The sequence below is a fragment of the Nitratireductor sp. L15S-10 genome, from assembly GCF_045011005.1.
Taxonomy (GTDB): domain Bacteria; phylum Pseudomonadota; class Alphaproteobacteria; order Rhizobiales; family Rhizobiaceae; genus Nitratireductor.
Genome location: NZ_CP120674.1, coordinates 175,434 through 191,729 on the forward strand (window position 1 = coordinate 175,434; position 16,296 = coordinate 191,729).

General features: G+C 61.2%; 15 protein-coding genes and 1 tRNA gene. 5 read left to right on the forward strand and 11 right to left on the reverse strand.

What is annotated here, in order from left to right; all coding sequences use genetic code 11:
- Positions 1-45 precede the first annotated feature (45 nt).
- Positions 46-1,824, reverse strand: coding sequence for an adenylate/guanylate cyclase domain-containing protein (locus tag P2W41_RS00785; RefSeq protein WP_404934029.1), 1,779 nt, complete (start codon positions 1,822-1,824; stop codon positions 46-48).
- A gap of 321 nt (positions 1,825-2,145) precedes the next feature.
- Between P2W41_RS00785 and P2W41_RS00790 the strand changes: the two genes are divergently transcribed.
- The gene (locus P2W41_RS00790) at positions 2,146-2,829 is read left to right on the forward strand and encodes a response regulator transcription factor (protein WP_292898394.1); all 684 of its coding nucleotides are present in this window, start codon (positions 2,146-2,148) and stop codon (positions 2,827-2,829) included.
- A 73-nt stretch (positions 2,830-2,902) separates the two neighbouring features.
- Here the strand turns inward: P2W41_RS00790 and P2W41_RS00795 are convergent, their stop codons facing one another.
- The 5 genes from P2W41_RS00795 to P2W41_RS00815 all read right to left on the reverse strand — a co-directional run bounded on the left by P2W41_RS00795 (position 2,903) and on the right by P2W41_RS00815 (position 8,521).
- Positions 2,903-3,385, reverse strand: coding sequence for a DUF411 domain-containing protein (locus tag P2W41_RS00795; protein ID WP_404934030.1), 483 nt, complete (start codon positions 3,383-3,385; stop codon positions 2,903-2,905).
- A gap of 481 nt (positions 3,386-3,866) precedes the next feature.
- Entirely contained in the window at positions 3,867-5,180 is a 1,314-nt protein-coding gene (locus P2W41_RS00800) for a TRAP transporter large permease subunit (protein WP_404934031.1), read from the reverse strand.
- 1 nt (position 5,181) lies between these two features.
- Positions 5,182-5,703, reverse strand: coding sequence for a TRAP transporter small permease subunit (locus P2W41_RS00805; protein ID WP_404934032.1), 522 nt, complete (start codon positions 5,701-5,703; stop codon positions 5,182-5,184).
- 17 nt (positions 5,704-5,720) lie between these two features.
- Positions 5,721-6,782, reverse strand: coding sequence for a TRAP transporter substrate-binding protein DctP (gene dctP / locus P2W41_RS00810; RefSeq protein ID WP_404934033.1), 1,062 nt, complete (start codon positions 6,780-6,782; stop codon positions 5,721-5,723).
- 221 nt (positions 6,783-7,003) lie between these two features.
- A complete protein-coding gene (locus P2W41_RS00815; RefSeq protein WP_404934034.1) occupies positions 7,004-8,521 on the reverse strand; it encodes an aldehyde dehydrogenase (NADP(+)) in 1,518 nt (505 codons plus the stop codon).
- A gap of 162 nt (positions 8,522-8,683) precedes the next feature.
- On the opposite strand from P2W41_RS00815, the gene P2W41_RS00820 reads away from it, so the two are divergent.
- The gene (locus P2W41_RS00820) at positions 8,684-9,712 is read left to right on the forward strand and encodes an Ldh family oxidoreductase (protein WP_404934035.1); all 1,029 of its coding nucleotides are present in this window, start codon (positions 8,684-8,686) and stop codon (positions 9,710-9,712) included.
- 41 nt (positions 9,713-9,753) lie between these two features.
- On the opposite strand, the gene P2W41_RS00825 is transcribed toward P2W41_RS00820, so the two are convergent.
- The 5 genes from P2W41_RS00825 to P2W41_RS00845 form a co-directional block, all read right to left on the reverse strand.
- Positions 9,754-10,716 (reverse strand): dihydrodipicolinate synthase family protein, encoded by a 963-nt coding sequence (locus P2W41_RS00825; protein ID WP_292898388.1) that lies wholly within the window; start codon positions 10,714-10,716, stop codon positions 9,754-9,756.
- A 168-nt stretch (positions 10,717-10,884) separates the two neighbouring features.
- Complete coding sequence (locus P2W41_RS00830) at positions 10,885-11,589, reverse strand: GntR family transcriptional regulator (RefSeq protein WP_292898387.1); 705 nt, start codon at positions 11,587-11,589, stop codon at positions 10,885-10,887.
- Between the two features lie 108 nt (positions 11,590-11,697).
- Entirely contained in the window at positions 11,698-12,321 is a 624-nt protein-coding gene (locus P2W41_RS00835; RefSeq protein WP_292898386.1) for a glutathione S-transferase family protein, read from the reverse strand.
- Between the two features lie 139 nt (positions 12,322-12,460).
- Positions 12,461-12,536 (reverse strand) — tRNA-Ala (locus P2W41_RS00840).
- 175 nt (positions 12,537-12,711) lie between these two features.
- A complete protein-coding gene (locus tag P2W41_RS00845; protein ID WP_292898385.1) occupies positions 12,712-13,110 on the reverse strand; it encodes a TIGR02300 family protein in 399 nt (132 codons plus the stop codon).
- 301 nt (positions 13,111-13,411) lie between these two features.
- Between P2W41_RS00845 and aroA the strand changes: the two genes are divergently transcribed.
- Genes aroA through cmk form a run of 3 tightly spaced genes read left to right on the forward strand, consistent with a single transcriptional unit; the run spans position 13,412 to position 16,136 of the window.
- Complete coding sequence (gene aroA / locus P2W41_RS00850) at positions 13,412-14,749, forward strand: 3-phosphoshikimate 1-carboxyvinyltransferase (protein ID WP_404934036.1); 1,338 nt, start codon at positions 13,412-13,414, stop codon at positions 14,747-14,749.
- 27 nt (positions 14,750-14,776) lie between these two features.
- Entirely contained in the window at positions 14,777-15,481 is a 705-nt protein-coding gene (locus tag P2W41_RS00855) for an SDR family oxidoreductase (protein WP_404934037.1), read from the forward strand.
- A 4-nt stretch (positions 15,482-15,485) separates the two neighbouring features.
- On the forward strand, positions 15,486-16,136 hold the full coding sequence (cmk, locus tag P2W41_RS00860; RefSeq protein WP_404934038.1) for a (d)CMP kinase: 651 nt from the start codon (positions 15,486-15,488) through the stop codon (positions 16,134-16,136).
- Positions 16,137-16,296 lie beyond the last annotated feature (160 nt).

Below are 16,296 nucleotides of genomic sequence, written 5' to 3' on the forward strand. Positions count from 1 at the left end.
CGGCAAAAGCCTACGCGTGAATGGGCAGGATCTGTGTGAAGCACTTCACGCACGGCCAGCTTCGATCGCACCTCCGGTCTGGTCGGCCAGGTTGAAATTGCTGATGAGAAATGCGGTCGCGGACTTCTGCGTGAACGGGATCCATGCGACTCGATCAAGCGAGAAATCGGGATGATAGGCGTGGAAGAGCGCTTTCTCGCGTCGTGCCTCTTCCAACCGATTACTGCGCACCAGCGCCCCTATCTTAAGAAACCGTGCGTAAAAATAGCGCGGCGAAAGATCAAGTGACGCCTCTGCCGCCGCAATGGCCTCATCCCACCGCCCCTCAAAACAGCAGGCGGCGGCGAGTTCTCCGAGATTATGAAATCCGTAAATGTCGAACGGACTGAGCTGCCGTGCCGTCTTGAACAGGGGAATGGCCGTGCCAGCCTCACCCAGCAGCAGATACGCGCTTCCCATCACCGAATGCGCAAAGGCGAAGCTGGGATTGATCTGAAGTGCTTCATGCAGATGCTCGATTGCTGCCTTCGGCTGTCCACGCATGATCGCGACAGCGCCGAGATGCGCGTGAGGCCGGGCATCCTGACTGTCCATCAGAAGCGATCTGCGCGAGAAATCCGTTACCTTGTCGAGATCGTCACCCGCTCCGGCGCGCAGCCATCCACGCCAGAAATACCACCAAGCGAGTTCGTTGAGCACGGCGCTGGAATTGGGAGCCTTCCGACGCGCTTCGTCCAGACAGTCCAGTGCCAGCGTCGTGTCCTCGCGCGTGCGACGCTGCATGTGCCAGCGCGCACGCCGTACGAGCTGCCATGTCTCCAGGCTTTCCCAGGGCACCTGAAAGGTGCGCGCCTGCTCGACCCTCTCCACCTCCTTTTCCAGCATGGAGACGATCTGGCCGCCGATCTCGTCGTTCACCAGCGAAACCTCATCGAGCGGTCGGCGGAAGCCGCGCGACCAGACCAGCCGTTCGTTGGCAGCATCGGTCAATGTTATGACGAGGTCGAAATGACCGCTCGTGCGTGCGAGCCTGCCATCGACAAGGTAGCGCGCCCCAAGGGCGCTGCCCGTCATGCGAGCACCCAGAGCCTTGTCGCGAAACTGAAAGCTCGATTCCCGCGCGATTACCGGCAACCAGCGCGTGCTGCAAAGGCCCTGAATGATGTCTTCTGCAACACCGTCGGCGACGTAGTCGAATTCCCGCGCTCCGGCTTCGTTGTGAAACGGCAGAACGGCGACCGCGGGCGGAGCGGCCGGATCGACCGAACCGCCCGACGCGATTTCTGTCTGTTCCCCTTCCCGCCGGCTCGCAACGAAGATCCGCACCGGAAGGGCGATGTTCTTCAATCGTTGTTCCCCGAGATCGGTGAAGGTGGCGGCAACTTTGTCCCGCACATGGTTCCAGGTGGTTTCGGAGATCGCAAGCCCGTCTGTCGGCGCCAGTTCCTGGATACGAGCAGCTATGTTCACGTCATCGCCATAAAGGCTCGGACCACGAACAATCACGTTGCCCGTGTTGATACCGACCCGGAACGGCATGCGACGATCCCCGGGAACACGGTCATTGAGCTGGATGATCCGTTGCTGAAAATCGAAGGCTGCGCGCAACGCATCAATCGGCGTTCCGAACTCCGCCATGATGCTGTCGCCGGCGGCGCCAAACGTTCGTCCACCAGCAGCATCGCAGCTGTCGGCGATGATCGACCGCCGCTCCTCGAATGCGGCCACCGCGAATTCGTCATCGATCCCCATCAGGCGCGAGAATCCGACCGCATCAATCGATGCGATCGTCGTGACCTGTCGGGTGTATTGCCCCTCGGACATTGCTTTTCTGTTGGTGCCCCTCAAGAAACCGCAGCGTAGCCCCGCACAAAGGTTCGGGCAACCATGAAGAGCATCGGTCTGTTTGCCGGCACAGTTGGGTTGTTACGCGGCTGAGGAGACTCTCTATTAGCAAGTGTAGCCAATTTCACAGAAGTCACATGCTGACATGCTTAATCTGCCGTCCGTTAGCAGAGCAATCTTGACGAGAAACGGCGGGTTTTCGACATGACGGCCTTATCAGTTTGTACCGCATCCTCCCACGGCCCGGGTAGGCCGGCAGAACGAGCTCTCCGCGACCCGGTCAGGACAACTTCCAGCCGCGTGCTCGCGCAAAAGGGGTCGGTCGTCCTCATAGACGAGCGCATTCTGGCACGTGAGTGCCTGCGCAGCAGCCTGGCAGCCCATCCGGCTCCCTGGGATGTGGTCGCCTGCAGCACGATGGAAGAATGGCAGACTGAAGCGGACCGGCATCCTCCACTGGCCGCTGTGCTCCTCCATGTGGGATCCGCGAACATCGTGGAATCCCACATGGAGGAGCTCATCAGACAAACCATCAAACTGTCCGGACCGGCTCCGCTGATCATCCTCGCCGATCGAGATGATGTGGTGCAGATCGTCAATGCTCTCGATTATGGCGTGCGGGGCTATATACCTTCGTCGGTAAGTGTCGAGGTTTGTGTCGAAGCCATAAACCTCGCGCTTGCCGGCGGGGTATTCGTTCCCGCAAGCACGGTCTTCGCGATGCGTGAGGTTATCAATGGCGACGCCACGCATGACCAGCGCCTGACAGAGATGTTTACGCCGCGCCAGATCCAGGTGGCAGAAGCGATCTGGCAGGGCAAACCCAACAAGATCATCGCCTACGAGCTCAACATGTGCGAGAGCACCGTGAAGGTTCACATTCGAAACATCATGCAGAAACTGAAGGCGACCAATCGGACCGAAGCCGCCTACAAGGTATCCAATCTGTTCACGAGCAATGGCGGCGATCTACTGCAACGCTGAGATCCCTGCCCAGCCGCTGCCAAAGGATGGGCGGCCGTAAAGCCGCCCATCTGCAACAAGGGCGCAGGGCCCGCTATTTGATGCCGGTTTCAAGAAACACGCCAGGCGTTCGGTCCGGACTCCCATCGAAGGAATAGACCGTATAACGCGCGTCCGGATCGTACCCCATGCCGAGTGAACCCGACGGCATGCCCGGAACAGCGATCCCCTTGACGTCCGGCCTCTCCGACAGGAGCTTTTCCACGGCTTCAATAGGTACGTGCCCTTCCAGAACGTATTTGCGCTCCCCCTCTATAACCGCCGTATGACAGGCTTCGAGATCAGCTGGCACACCGGCCTGCTTCTTGACACCGGCAAGGTCTTCCAGGTCAGTCGTCTTCATTTCGAAACCAGCCTTCTGCAAAGCCTCAACCCAGACTTCGCAACAGCCACACCAGGGCGTCTTGAAAACCGCGATCGTTTTGCCATTGCTGACGGGAGTGGCGTTGGCAACACCCGTTGCGATCAAAATCGCCAGGGTAGCGCCGGCAGCCAAAGTGCGTGTGCGTTTGTTCATCGTCTTTCACTTTCGATTGTTCGTCCCACGGCTCAGTGTCCTGAGAACAGCAAACCGCGTGAGCCTGCGTCGTTCGGAATGGATCGAAGTATCGGTCAGGAAACGATGGGAGGTCGAAAGAATCCCGCGATCACGGGTTGATGAGGGGAACAGGCTGAAGGCTGTGCAAACGGCGGCACAGACGAACGAAGAAGCAGGGGCTGATCCGATGTGAGATAATGGCAATCGGTGACACAGTTCGAGAGTGTGTCGGCGTTGCTTTCATCCGACTGAGCACAACATTGCATGAACCCCGCGCCTTCCGCCTGCGCCATTGCCATGGACACATTATCGGACGCGACCGCCTTGACCCCGGGGATGGATCCCGCGAGGCCAATGACAACCAGTAGCAACAGGGTCAGAACCATACGCATTGCTCCGGTCATACCTGCAAGTGCTGATAAAATCCACTGAGAGGATGGCCGAACACCGGCCGCCGCCCTCAAAAACCAACGATCCTGTCAGGCAGCCAGGTTGCCAGCGCCGGAAACGCCACGACCAGCAGGAGTGTGAGGACCTGCAGCAGGATGAAGGGCAAAACGCCGCGGCACATCTGGCCATAGGTCATGTTCGGTGGGGCGATCGATTTCAGATAGAAGATCGAAGACGCCATTGGCGGTGTCAGATAGCCCGTCTGAATGACAATGAGCACCAGTGTTGCAAACCACACCGGATCAATGCCCGCGGCACGGATGAACGGCGTGAATAGCGGCACGCAGATCAGCACATTGGCCGTCCAGTCGAGCACGAAGCCGAGGATGAAGACCACCGCCAGGAAGAACACGATCATGCCCGTGGGGCCGAGCCCGGCACCGTCGATCACCTCGCGGATCAGCCGCGCCCCACCATTGGCGGCGAATGCCCCCATGAACATGGTGCCGGCGGCAACGATCAAGAGGATCATCGCTGAAATCCGCACGGTGATCGACAGCGATTCCCGCAGCATTGCGATCGAAAAGCGCTGGTTGACGATGCAGAGCACAAGCGCGCCGGCGGCACCCACCGCGGCTGCCTCCGTTGGCGAGGCGATGCCCGCCAGGATCGAACCGAGGACAGCGACGATCAGGAGCACGACCGGCAGCAGCACCGTGGCCGTCAGCCGCAGTTTCTCGGCAAGCTCCACAGGCTCGTCGACCGGATCGTCATCAGCCGGTTTGGCCGGATAGAGAAGGCCATGGATGAAAATATAAGCCAGAAACAGCACAACCATGAGCAGGCCGGGCAGCATCATGCCGGCGAGCAGCTTGCCCACCGACATCTGCGCAAGCGAGGCATACATGACGGCAATGACGGAGGGCGGGATCATCGTGCCCAGCGATCCGCCGGCGCAGATCGTGCCGGCAATCAGCGTGTTGCCATAGCGCGCCTTCTGCATCGCGGGAATGGCCATCATGCCGATCATCACCTCGACGGCGCCGACCACACCGGCGGCGGCGGCGAAGATCGCGCCCATGGCGATGGTCGCCAGCGCAAGACCGCCGGGCAGGCGCGAGAGCCAGAGATTCATCACCCGGAACAGACGCTCGGCAATGCCGGAACGTTCGAGCAGCGCACCCATCAGGATGAACATCGGGATCGCCGAGAGAATGAAATTCGTCGAGGCCGAATAGAACGAGCCATAGAGCTGGTTGAACGCGACGGAACCAAAGGCCGCCAGCCCCGCGCCAACCGCGACGATGGTGAGCGAAAACGCGATCGGCAATCCCAGAAGGATCAGCGCGAACAGCGCCGGAAACATCAATCCTGCGATAAGCATGTCAGGTCTCGATCTTGAAGCTGTCGTCGTCGCGCGGGTCGAACAGCGCGCGCAGCCCTTCGGCGAAGAGCTGGAGTGCCAGCGCGGAAAGCCCGATCGCCAGCGCGCTGTAGAAGGGCCACATCAAGGGCGCCCACGGGCTGACATGCTCCACTTCGCCGGTCATCCAGGCGCGCCAGGCGCGCTGGCCCGCAATGGATGCAAGCCACACAAAGACCGGAAAGAGGACGACAAGAAAGGCCAGACCATCGATCGCGCCGCGCACCCGTTTGGGCATCCGCGACGACAGGAAGTCGATCCGCACATGCGCATCTTCGCGCAGGGCCTGAGCCGCACCCAGAACGAAGAGCACACCGGTGCTCATGTAAGCGATGTCGAAGGCCCAGAGCGTTGGCGCGCCGAAGACATAGCGCGCCACCACTTCATAGAGCATGGAGGCGATCAGGATCAGCACCATCGCCTGCGCGACGATGTTCAGACTTGCCGAAATTCGATCCGCGACCGCGAGGACAGCATGTTTCAAGATCGCCTCCCGCCGGCTTACTTTTCGTTGCGGATCAGATAGCCGCTCTGTTCGGCCCAGCGATCCTCGTAAGCAAAGTAACCTTCGAGGATTTCGGCCATGCGGGGCTTGCCCTCCGCCTTCTGGGCTTCAGCAGTTTTCCTGATCCAGTCGCGGCCAGCGTCGGACAGCTCTTTCTGGAACGCCGCATCAAGCTCGATCACCTCGGCCTTGCTGGCACGCAGCGTCTCCATCGCCTTCATGTCCTGATCGTAGAAGTGGATCAGAGACTGAAGCGTGGTCAGCTCGGCTGCCGCTTCGATCTTCGCCCTGAGCGCCTCGTCCAGCGCATCCCAGGTTTCCAGCTTGACCACGACTTCCCAGAGGAAGGTGGGCTGATGAACGCCCGGCACGACGATATAGGGGGCAGCTTCGTGGAAACCCTCCGGCAGATTGCCCGATGGCGGCCCCCATTCGATAGCGTCCACGCCCTTGCGCTCGAGAAGCGTGTAAATTTCGCCCGGGGGCACAACGGTCGGCACCGCGTCGAAATAATCGCGCATCACCTCGGCCCAGGGGCCGGACGTGCGGTATTTCAGGCCCTTGAGATCGGCCGCGCTTTTGATCGGCTTGTTGGCGTGCGCCATGATTTCTGAAGAGCCTATGCCAACGACGAGCGACTTCAGCCCCTCTTCAGCACGGATCTCGGCGAGCTTTTCCCTGCCGCCTTCTTCAAAGATCCAGGTGGAATAGGCTTCGGGGCCCATGCCGCCGGGGAACCCTGCGAAGATCGCGTTCACCGGATCCTGATTGACCAGATAGCTCGGTGTCGAGTGACCTGCCTCGACAATGCCGTCTTTGACGCCGTCATAGACCTGCAGCGCCGGCACCAGAATGCCTGCACCAAAGGGCTGGATTTCGACAGCGCCATCGGTCAGGAGACCCACATTGTCGGCAAAACGCTCGAGAAAATTCACGTAGAAAGGCGACCCCTCTGGCACAGACGTCGGAACGCGCCAGGTCACTTCCTGCGCCTGCGCGCCAAACGTCGCAAACGCCACGGCCCCTGCAAGGGCCAATCGCTTAAGGCTGAGAAACATCTCAACTCCTCCATTGTTATTTTTTAAACCCGGTGAACCCGTCCGGGATGCACTCAAAATTTATACATCTCCAATTCTCCATGTCGACAAAAAAAATAATTAAATTTTTTAAGCAAGCCTGCGCTCTTCGCGCCGTTGAATCGACCTGCCAGAAACTGGAGAGGCGCGGCACATTGTCGTGCGCCGCGCCTCGCCACTGTCGCAATTGCGGTCTCTCGGGGTCAGCCCCTCGCGTCCTCAGGCAGCAGCGCTGCCGGCATGTTCTGGTAACAGACCGGACGCAGGAAACGTCTGATCGACAGCGTGCCAACACTGGTTGCGCCGAAATTGGTGCTGGCCGGATAGGGACCGCCATGAACCATGGAATCGACCACCTCTACGCCGGTCGGGAACCCGTTGACGAGCAGCCGTCCCGCCTTGCGCTCAAGAACGGGGCGAAGCGCCTTGGCCGCAGCAACGTCGTTTTCGTCGAGGTGCAGCGTTACCGTCAGCTGCCCTTCCAGAGCGCGGGCGATGGCCTCCATCTCCTCATCAGAGCTGGCGCGCACCACCAGTCCGAGCGGGCCAAAGACCTCGTGATGAAGCTGCGGGTTTGCAAGGAATTCCGTCGCCGTGGTTTCGAAGAGCGCCGGAGAAGCACTGCGCCCCTCCGCTTTGGCCACCATCACCGGGCGCGCCGCACCGCTTTGCGCAACCTGATCGCGCCCCGCATTGAAAGCCTTCGCGATCCCGTCGGTCAGCATAATCTGCGCCTCCACCTGCTTCAGCCCGTCCGCCGCAGCGTCCACGAAGCGGTCGGCAGCGTTGCCGTCAACCACAATCGCGATACCGGGATTGGTGCAGAACTGACCCGCCCCCATCGTCAATGATGCAGCCCAGCCGCGGCCGATCTCCTCGCCCCGGGCTTCAAGAGCGCGCGGAAGAACAAACATCGGATTGACCGATCCCAGCTCACCGAAAAAGGGAATGGGCTCTGGGCGTGCCGCACACAGGTCGAACAGCGCGCGTCCGCCGGCCAGGCTGCCCGTGAAACCCACGGCCTTGATCAGCGGGTGCTGCACCAGCGCCTGGCCGACGCTGCGGTCGCCGCCCTGGATGAGCGAGAACACGCCAGCCGGCATGCCGCATTTCTCAATGGCTACCCTGATCGCCTCCGCGACAATCTCGCCGGTTCCCGGATGCGCCTCATGTCCTTTCACCACGACCGGACAACCGGCAGCCAGCGCAGCGGCAGTGTCACCGCCGGCGGTTGAAAACGCGAGCGGAAAATTGGAGGCGCCGAAAACGGCAACCGGGCCGATGGGACGCTGCACCATCACCAGTTCGGGCCGCGGTGCGGGCTGGCGATCCGGCAGGGCCACATCATGGCGACGGTCGAGATAATCCCCCTTGCGAATGTGGGCAGCGAAGAGGCGAAGCTGGCCAGACGTGCGGCCACGCTCTCCTTCGAGACGCGCGGCGGGGAGACCGGTCTCCTGTGTGCCGATCTCGGTAATGTCGGCAGCACGGGCTTCGATCTCATCGGCGATGGTGTCGAGAAACCGCGCACGCTCCTCGCGGGATGAGCCTGCATATTTCTCAAACGCCGCCTCCGCCGCCTTTACCGCAACATCAACGAGCTCTACCGTCCCCATGGCGAAGCGATGTGCGGGGCCATGCGCGGGTGATGTTTCGAAAGTCTTGCTGCCTGATAGCCATTCACTGGCAATCAGATGTTTTCCATGAGGCGCGACGGGCATGCGCTCCCTCCTATGCTTTGCGTTTCGGACAATTCAGGTGCGGACAATTCAGGTGCGGACAAGGGCCGCAGGCAATAAGCTGCGCAGCGCTTGCAACCATTTCTTCATGCATACAAAATGTATGCAAAATTTCAACCCGGAGACTGGAGGAAAGGAAACTTTATGACCGAAACCACGCTGGCCATCGATGAGCTGACACAGCTTGTCGAGACCATCCTGCTCAAGGGGGGCCTTTCCCCACTCCACGCCAACGCGCTGACGCGCGTGATCGTGGCCGGAGAGCGCGATGCCTGCAAATCTCACGGCGTCTATCGAGTTGAAGGCTGCCTTCGCACCATCAAGGCAGGAAAGGTCGTGCCGGATGCAGAGCCAGAATTGACCAGCGATGAAAGTGCCATCGTGCGCGTTGCGGCAAAGGGCGGATTCGCCAATGCCGGTTTTGAACTCGGTGCACCTGTGTTGGCCGAAAAAGCCCGGCAGTTCGGGCTTGCAGCCCTTGTCATCAACGACTGCACCCATTTCTCCGCGCTCTGGCCCGAGATTGAAGCGCTTACCGCACACGGCCTCGCCGCAATGGCCATGTGCCCGAGCTATGCCAGCGTCTCCCCATCCGGCGGCAGCGCGCCCCTTCTGGGTACCAACCCCTTTGCCTTTGGGTGGCCACGGCGGGACAAAACCCCTTACGTGTTCGATTTCGCAACCAGCGTGGCGGCGCGTGGAGAGATCGAGCTCTATCGCCGCGCCGGTAAACCCCTACCAGAAGGCTGGGCGATCGACAGGGAAGGGAAGCCCACGACGGACCCTGAAGCCGCTCTCGATGGTGCAATGCTCCCCTTTGGCGGGCACAAGGGCTCTGCCATCTCCACGATGATTGAGCTGCTTGCCGGCGTGATGATCGGCGACCTGACCAGCCCGGAGGCTCTGGAGGCCCTTGGCACCACCGCTCTGGCACCAGCCCATGGCGAATTGATCCTCGCCTTCGACCCGGCCCGCTTCGCACAGGGACGGGCGGGCGACCCGATGGCGCGCGCCGAGACCCTGTTTGAAGCCATGGTGGGCCAGGGCGCGCGGCTCCCCTCCCAGCGCCGGTTTGCGGCCCGGAAGAAGGCGCTTGCCGAAGGCATCCACCTCACAGCCGGGGAGATGACGTTGCTCGAGCGTCTGCGCGAGAAAGGGCTCGACGCCGTTTAAACGCAGGAGCCCTCCCGATCCGGGAGGGCTCTTCGATAAAATCAGGCTGCGTATTTTGCCACCGCGCCAGGCAGCTTGCTCCAGTTCGCGTACCAGTCGCGGAACAATTTGTACTGGGCTTCCGCATAGCCACGCTGGCTCTCCGACAACGCATCCGTCTCGTTGAAATGCAGGCGATATTCCTCGTCGCCGTTCAGCACCATCAGGTATTTGTAGTAAAGAACGAGATCCGCCCCTTCATCGAAGGAGGACAGAACAGCGAGCGCTGCATCGAGTTCGGCGGCACGCTGACGCGCATCCGCATCGCCTGCCGCAGCAGCCTGACTGAGCGCGACGAGATGCAGAACTTCGCGGGGAAGCACATTGCCTATGCCGGTGATGGCTCCGTCGGCGCCGCAGTTCACGAACCCGTGATAGACCGTGGTGTCGACGCCGATCATGAGCTTGATGTCAGGGTCGCCGCTGGTGATGTTCTCCGCCGCATAGCGCAGATCTGCGGCACCGCCGAATTCCTTGAAGCCGATCAGGTTGGGATGCTCGGCGCGCAGAGCGAAGAACAGGTCCGCGCGGGTGGCAAACCCGTAATACGGGCTATTATAAATCACCGCCGGCAGATCGGGTGCAGCCGAAAGAATCGCCTTGAAGTGGTTCCGCTGCGCGGCCGGCGAGCTGCCGCGGGACAGGACGCGCGGAATAACCATGAGACCCTCGGCACCGACTTCGGCCGCGTGGGCGGCATGTGCCACGGCGCTTGCCGTGTTGACCGCACCAGTGCCAACGATGACCGGCACGCCGGCTTCAACCAGCCGGGCGACGCCTTCCATGCGCTGCGCGTCGGTCAGAAGCGGCCAGTCGCCCATGGATCCACAATAGACCACCGCCCTCATTCCGGTTTCGATGAGCTCCTTGCCTTTACGCACCAGCGCGTCGAAATCCGGGCTGCGATCAGCCTTGCAGGGGGTCATCAGAGCGGGAATGCATCCCGAAAAAATATGATTGGTCATGCCGATCTCCTTCAAATGCCCGATCTTGTGCACCGCGCGGCTTCTACAGGCCGTCGCTTCCCGGTTTGGGTCGAGAGCAAAATAACAGTTGTATTTTTTTTGTCGACACAAATTTTCACTTGATGATGTTGCCACTCCACGACTGGTCGGAGCCAATGATGCGCTTTTCTAAAGTGCGATCTTCTGGCGATGGTCCCGCGCGATCATGTTGCGGATCTGCTCGACGATCTGATCTGCATGTTCATTGGCCAGTGCATCGGCCTTTTCCACATCGCGCGCCTCAATCGCAGCGATCATATCCTCGTGCTCCACCACATAACGCTTCGGCAGCTGATCGTTGAATGAGGAATAGTAAAGCCGCAGGAGGCGCCGTCCCTCGTCCAGCAGGCGCAGGAAGAGACTTTCATAATAGGGGTTGCGAGCCGCAGCAGCGATGGCGGCGTGGAATTCCCGGTTGGTGGCGATCATGGCCAGCGCATCCTGTTCCTCGACCGCCTTGGCGAACTCTGCCTGCCGCGCACGAATCGTGACCAGATCGTCGGCCTGATGATTGAGCGCGGCCAGCCGTGTGGTTACGCGATACATCAACGTCAGCGCGTCAAAGAACGTGTGGAGGTTCAGGAAGTCGATATTTGCAACCACGGTGGAGCGGTTGGGCAGCGTCGTGACCAGCCCCTCGCCAGCGAGCCGAACAAGCGCTTCGCGGATGGGGGTGCGCGACATGGAAAGACGCTGCGCCAGTTGAATCTCGTCGATCGGTGTTCCTGGTGCCAATGCAAGGTCGAGGATTTCGTCACGCAGCACGTTGTAGACGAACTGAACGCCGGAACCGCGCTTGCGTTCGGCGGGTTTGCGCGTGGCGGTTTCGGGCATGGTTGACCTCATGTGTACAAGAAAAATACTGTTAGGAATGAAAGGGTGCGATCGTCAAGGGCGGAGGGGAATCCCGTACTGTCCTCCACTGCCCCAAAACCGAAGTGCTCAGACAGCCTTTGCGAAATGCGCCATCTGATCTGCATGAGCCTTCTTAAACGCCGGGCGGTCCAAGATTCGCTTCAGATAGGCTTCTGTCGCCGGACGCTCGCCAAATGACCGGACCCTTGGCACCCGCAGTGCATCAGCCATAAGCATATCTGCGACGGTAAAGCGGTCAGCTGCCAGCCATTCCCTTTCGCCGAGCACGTTTTCCACATGCTGAAGACGGCTTTCCAGCCAGCCGGTCAGGTGATTCTGCTCTGCGCCAGTCACTTCCAGGTACCACCAGGGCACAGAAACCATCTCGATCGAATTGAGCGCGGCGATCAACCATTGATGAGTCTGGGCTTCGCCGACTGAATCACGCGGCATCAGCTTTTCGCTTTTCCGGGCCAGATGGAGCAGGCAGGCACCACTTTCAAACAGTTCGACCTCACCATCCGTCAGAAACGGGATCTGACCGAAGGGCTGACGCGCAAAGTGCTCGGGCCGGCGGCCGTCGAACGGAACCGTGCGAACAGTGTAGGCCAATCCGGCTTCCTCGCACGCCCATCTCAGCCTTATGTCACGCACAAAACCGCGGGGGCCTTCAGGAACCTGGTCATACGTCCAGACAATCAGATCACTCATGACATCCAATCCAGCTCAACCGGCGCTCCCCAAGCGGCGTGATGCCGCCGGCACGATTGCCTGATTTTCCCTGCGGATCAAGGTTCGGGGAAACGTGCCGCAAAGGAGGGATTGATCTGTCGGGATTTCAGATGAAAAATGGTGGAGCCAAGGGGAGTCGAACCCCTGACCTCTTGAATGCCATTCAAGCGCTCTCCCAACTGAGCTATGGCCCCACACTCCGGCAATCTGGCCGGTCGCCGTCTCCGGCGAAGAGGTCCGGAAGGCCCGCCGGGCCAACCGTGTGGGCGGCTTCTAAACCCGCCCGGCGGGAAGATCAAGCCCCGATTTGCACCCCCGCGTCACTTTTGACACGGGGCCGAAGCCATTCTTCCCGCACGTGCTGAAAAATCAGCTTTCTTCGTCCTCGTCGCCGACGCCGATGAAGTCCTTCACGTCATCATCATCGTCGTCTTCGTCATCATCGAGGAACGTGTCATCGTCTTCGTCGCCGAGGTCGACATCATCGTCTTCATCGTCGAGATCGGGGATTTCCGTCTTGTCGCTGGAAGATGTCTCATCGTCAGCATCCTCGAGAGAAACCACCTCCGGTGCATCCTCCTCGCCATCCAGCTCCTTTTCCTCCACTTCCTCTTCTTCATCCATGGAGGTGTCGCCGCCAGCCTCGAAGAAGCTGCGCGGATAGGTCTGACCCGTGTAGGGCGAAACGATCGGGTCCTTGTTCAGGTCATAGAATTTGCGGCCCGTTTCCGGGCAGACGCGTTTTGTTCCGAGTTCCGGTTTAGCCACCTTGCTGCCTCATCGTCTTGCGGTCGGCCCAGCCTGCGACGGCTCCATCGCGGCCGGCACCGGAAGCGCTTCCTGCCTTACTGAAAATTTTGGTCCCCATAACGGCAAGTCGCGCACCTGTCAAAGCCTAATACGCACCCCGGAAAGGGCTCTCCTCCCAAGGCTCACTCTCTTTACAACCCCGTCGGGGGCCATCCGTCAACCGGGGGATGACCGACTATCCTCATCATGCTAGAGCGAACGCATAAAATCTTCGAATAGTCTGCCGCCCGGCAGAACGCATACCATCAGGGACCAGACGATGCATACCACCGAGCCGCGCCCCATGAGCGCCAGAAGATCAGACGCCCTTTCGGGCCGGGCCCGGGTGCCCGGCGACAAGTCGATTTCGCACCGGGCGCTGATGTTTGGCGGGCTGGCCACCGGCGAAACACGTATTACCGGGCTTCTGGAGGGCGAAGACGTTCTGCGCACCGGCGAGGCCATGAAGGCCATGGGCGCCACTATCGAAAAGCGCGGCGATGAATGGATCGCCACCGGCACCGGAAATGGCGCCCTGCTGGAGCCCGAAGCACCGCTCGATTTCGGAAACGCCGGCACAGGCGTGCGCCTGACGATGGGGCTTGTCGGCTCCTATGACATGACGACGCGCTTCATCGGTGACGCCTCTCTTTCCAGGCGCCCCATGGGTCGCGTGCTCGATCCGCTGAAGGAGATGGGGCTTCAGGTTCTCTCCGCCGAGCCGGGCGACCGTCTGCCGATCACGCTGCGCGGGCCGAAACATGCTGCCCCCATCTCCTACCGCGTGCCGATGCCGTCCGCCCAGGTGAAGTCGGCAGTGCTGCTTGCGGCGCTCAACACGCCGGGCGTGACAACGGTGATCGAACCCGTTGCCACCCGCGACCACACCGAGAAGATGCTGGCCGGCTTCGGTGCTGCACTTGAGGTGGAGACAGATGCCGAAGGTGCGCGCCACATCCGCATCGAGGGTCAGCCGAAACTCATCGGCCAGACCATCGCCGTTCCCGCCGACCCGTCTTCGGCCGCGTTTCCGCTGGTGGCCGCGCTTATCGTGCCGGGCTCGGACGTGGTGATCGAGAGCATGCTCATGAACCCCACCCGCACCGGGCTCGTCACCACGCTCATGGAGATGGGCGCGAACATCGAGATTCTCGAGCGCCGCAACGAAGGCGGGGAGGATGTGGCGGATCTGCGCGTGCGCGGCTCCGAGCTCAAGGGCGTGAACGTGCCGGAAGACCGCGCGCCCTCCATGATCGACGAATATCCCGTGCTTGCCGTGGCGGCCTCCTTTGCCGAGGGCGACACGCTGATGCAGGGGCTGGAAGAGCTGCGTGTGAAGGAATCCGACCGGCTTTCCGCCGTGGCCGAAGGGCTCAAGGCCAATGGAGTCGACTGCGAGGAAGGCGAGGTCTCGCTCAGGGTCACGGGCCGCCCCGGCGGCAAGGGGCTTGGCGGCGGCACGGTCAAAACCCATCTCGACCACCGCATCGCCATGAGCTTCCTCGTCATGGGCCTTGCGACCGAAAAGCCAGTGACCATTGACGACCAGACGATGATCGCCACCAGCTTTCCCGATTTCACCGCGCTCATGACGCGGCTCGGCGCAATGCTGGACTGATACCCGGATCGGAATGGGAGAGAGCAAATGACCGGACTAAAGGTAGCCATGATCATTGGCGGCGGCAGCGGCATGGGTGCCGCGGCAGTCCGCAAACTGTCAGAAAACGGCTTCGAGGTCGCAGTCATGTCATCGTCCGGAAAGGGCGAAACGCTCGGGAGAGAACTCGGTGGGCTGGGTTTCACCGGCTCAAACCTCTCCCCGGACGATCTCAAGCGCTTCACCGACGCAACGATGGAGCGGTTCGGTCGCATCGACGCGCTGGTGAATGGCGCCGGCCACGGGCCGAAGGGCGATGTGCTCGACATGTCCGACGCGGACTGGCACCAGGGCATGGAGGTCTACCTGCTCAATGTTGTGCGCGCGACGCGGCTTGTCACGCCAATCATGCAGACGCAGAAATCGGGCGCGATCGTCAACATCTCCACCTATGCCACCTTCGAGCCGGAAGCGGCCTTTCCGACATCCGGCGTGTTCCGCGCCGGGCTCGCCGCCTTCACCAAGCTTTTCTGCGACAAATACGCAGCCGAGGGCCTGCGCATGAACAATGTGCTGCCGGGCTTCATCGATTCCCTGCCGGAAAAGGAAGACCGCCGCGCGCGCATTCCCATGGGCCGCTATGGCACGGTGGACGAAGTTGCCGAGCTCATCGCCTTCCTTGCCGACGAGAAATCCGGCTACATCACCGGCCAGAACATCCGCATCGATGGCGGCATCACACGGTCGGTCTGACGGCATGAGCGACAGACTCACGATTGCCATCGACGGGCCCGCCGCCTCCGGAAAGGGCACGCTCGCGCGCCGGCTGGCCGAGCATTACGGCCTGCGCCATCTCGACACCGGCCTCACCTATCGCGGTGTCGCTCGCGCGCTGATGGAGGCCGGCGAGCCGCTCGACGACGAGGCGATTGCCGAAAAGGCCGCCCGCGCGCTCGATCTCGGCTCACTCGACCGGGCCGTGCTTTCCGAACACGGCATCGGCGAAGCTGCCTCGAAAGTGGCAGTGATGCCATCGGTGCGCAGCGCGCTCGTCGACAAGCAGCGCGCCTTTGCGAGCGCCCCGCCCGGCGCGGTGCTGGACGGCCGCGACATCGGCACGGTGGTGTGCCCCAACGCCGATGTGAAGCTTTATGTGATCGCGAGCGCCGAGGTGCGCGCCACGCGCCGCTGGCGCGAAATCATGGACGGTGGCGGCAGCGCCGACTATGTGCAAATCCTCGCCGATATCGAGCGGCGCGACGCCCGCGACATGGGCCGAAAAGACAGTCCGTTAAGGCCGGCGGACGATGCGCACTTGCTCGATACGAGCGAAATGGATATAGAGACGGCGTTCCAGGCGGCCTGCAAACTGGTGGATGCCAGACTGGCAGCCCGGAGCGAAGACTGAAAGTCAGAACTGAAAGAACCGTCTGCCACGCATTCTTTGCGCCGGATCTGCCGCTTCACGCGGCCTTGAGAGCGATCCGCTCGGATGCATGAACGGACAAACGCAACACGAACCACCGGCGCTTGGCCCCGCTTGAAAGACAGGGGCTTTTCAGGAGCAT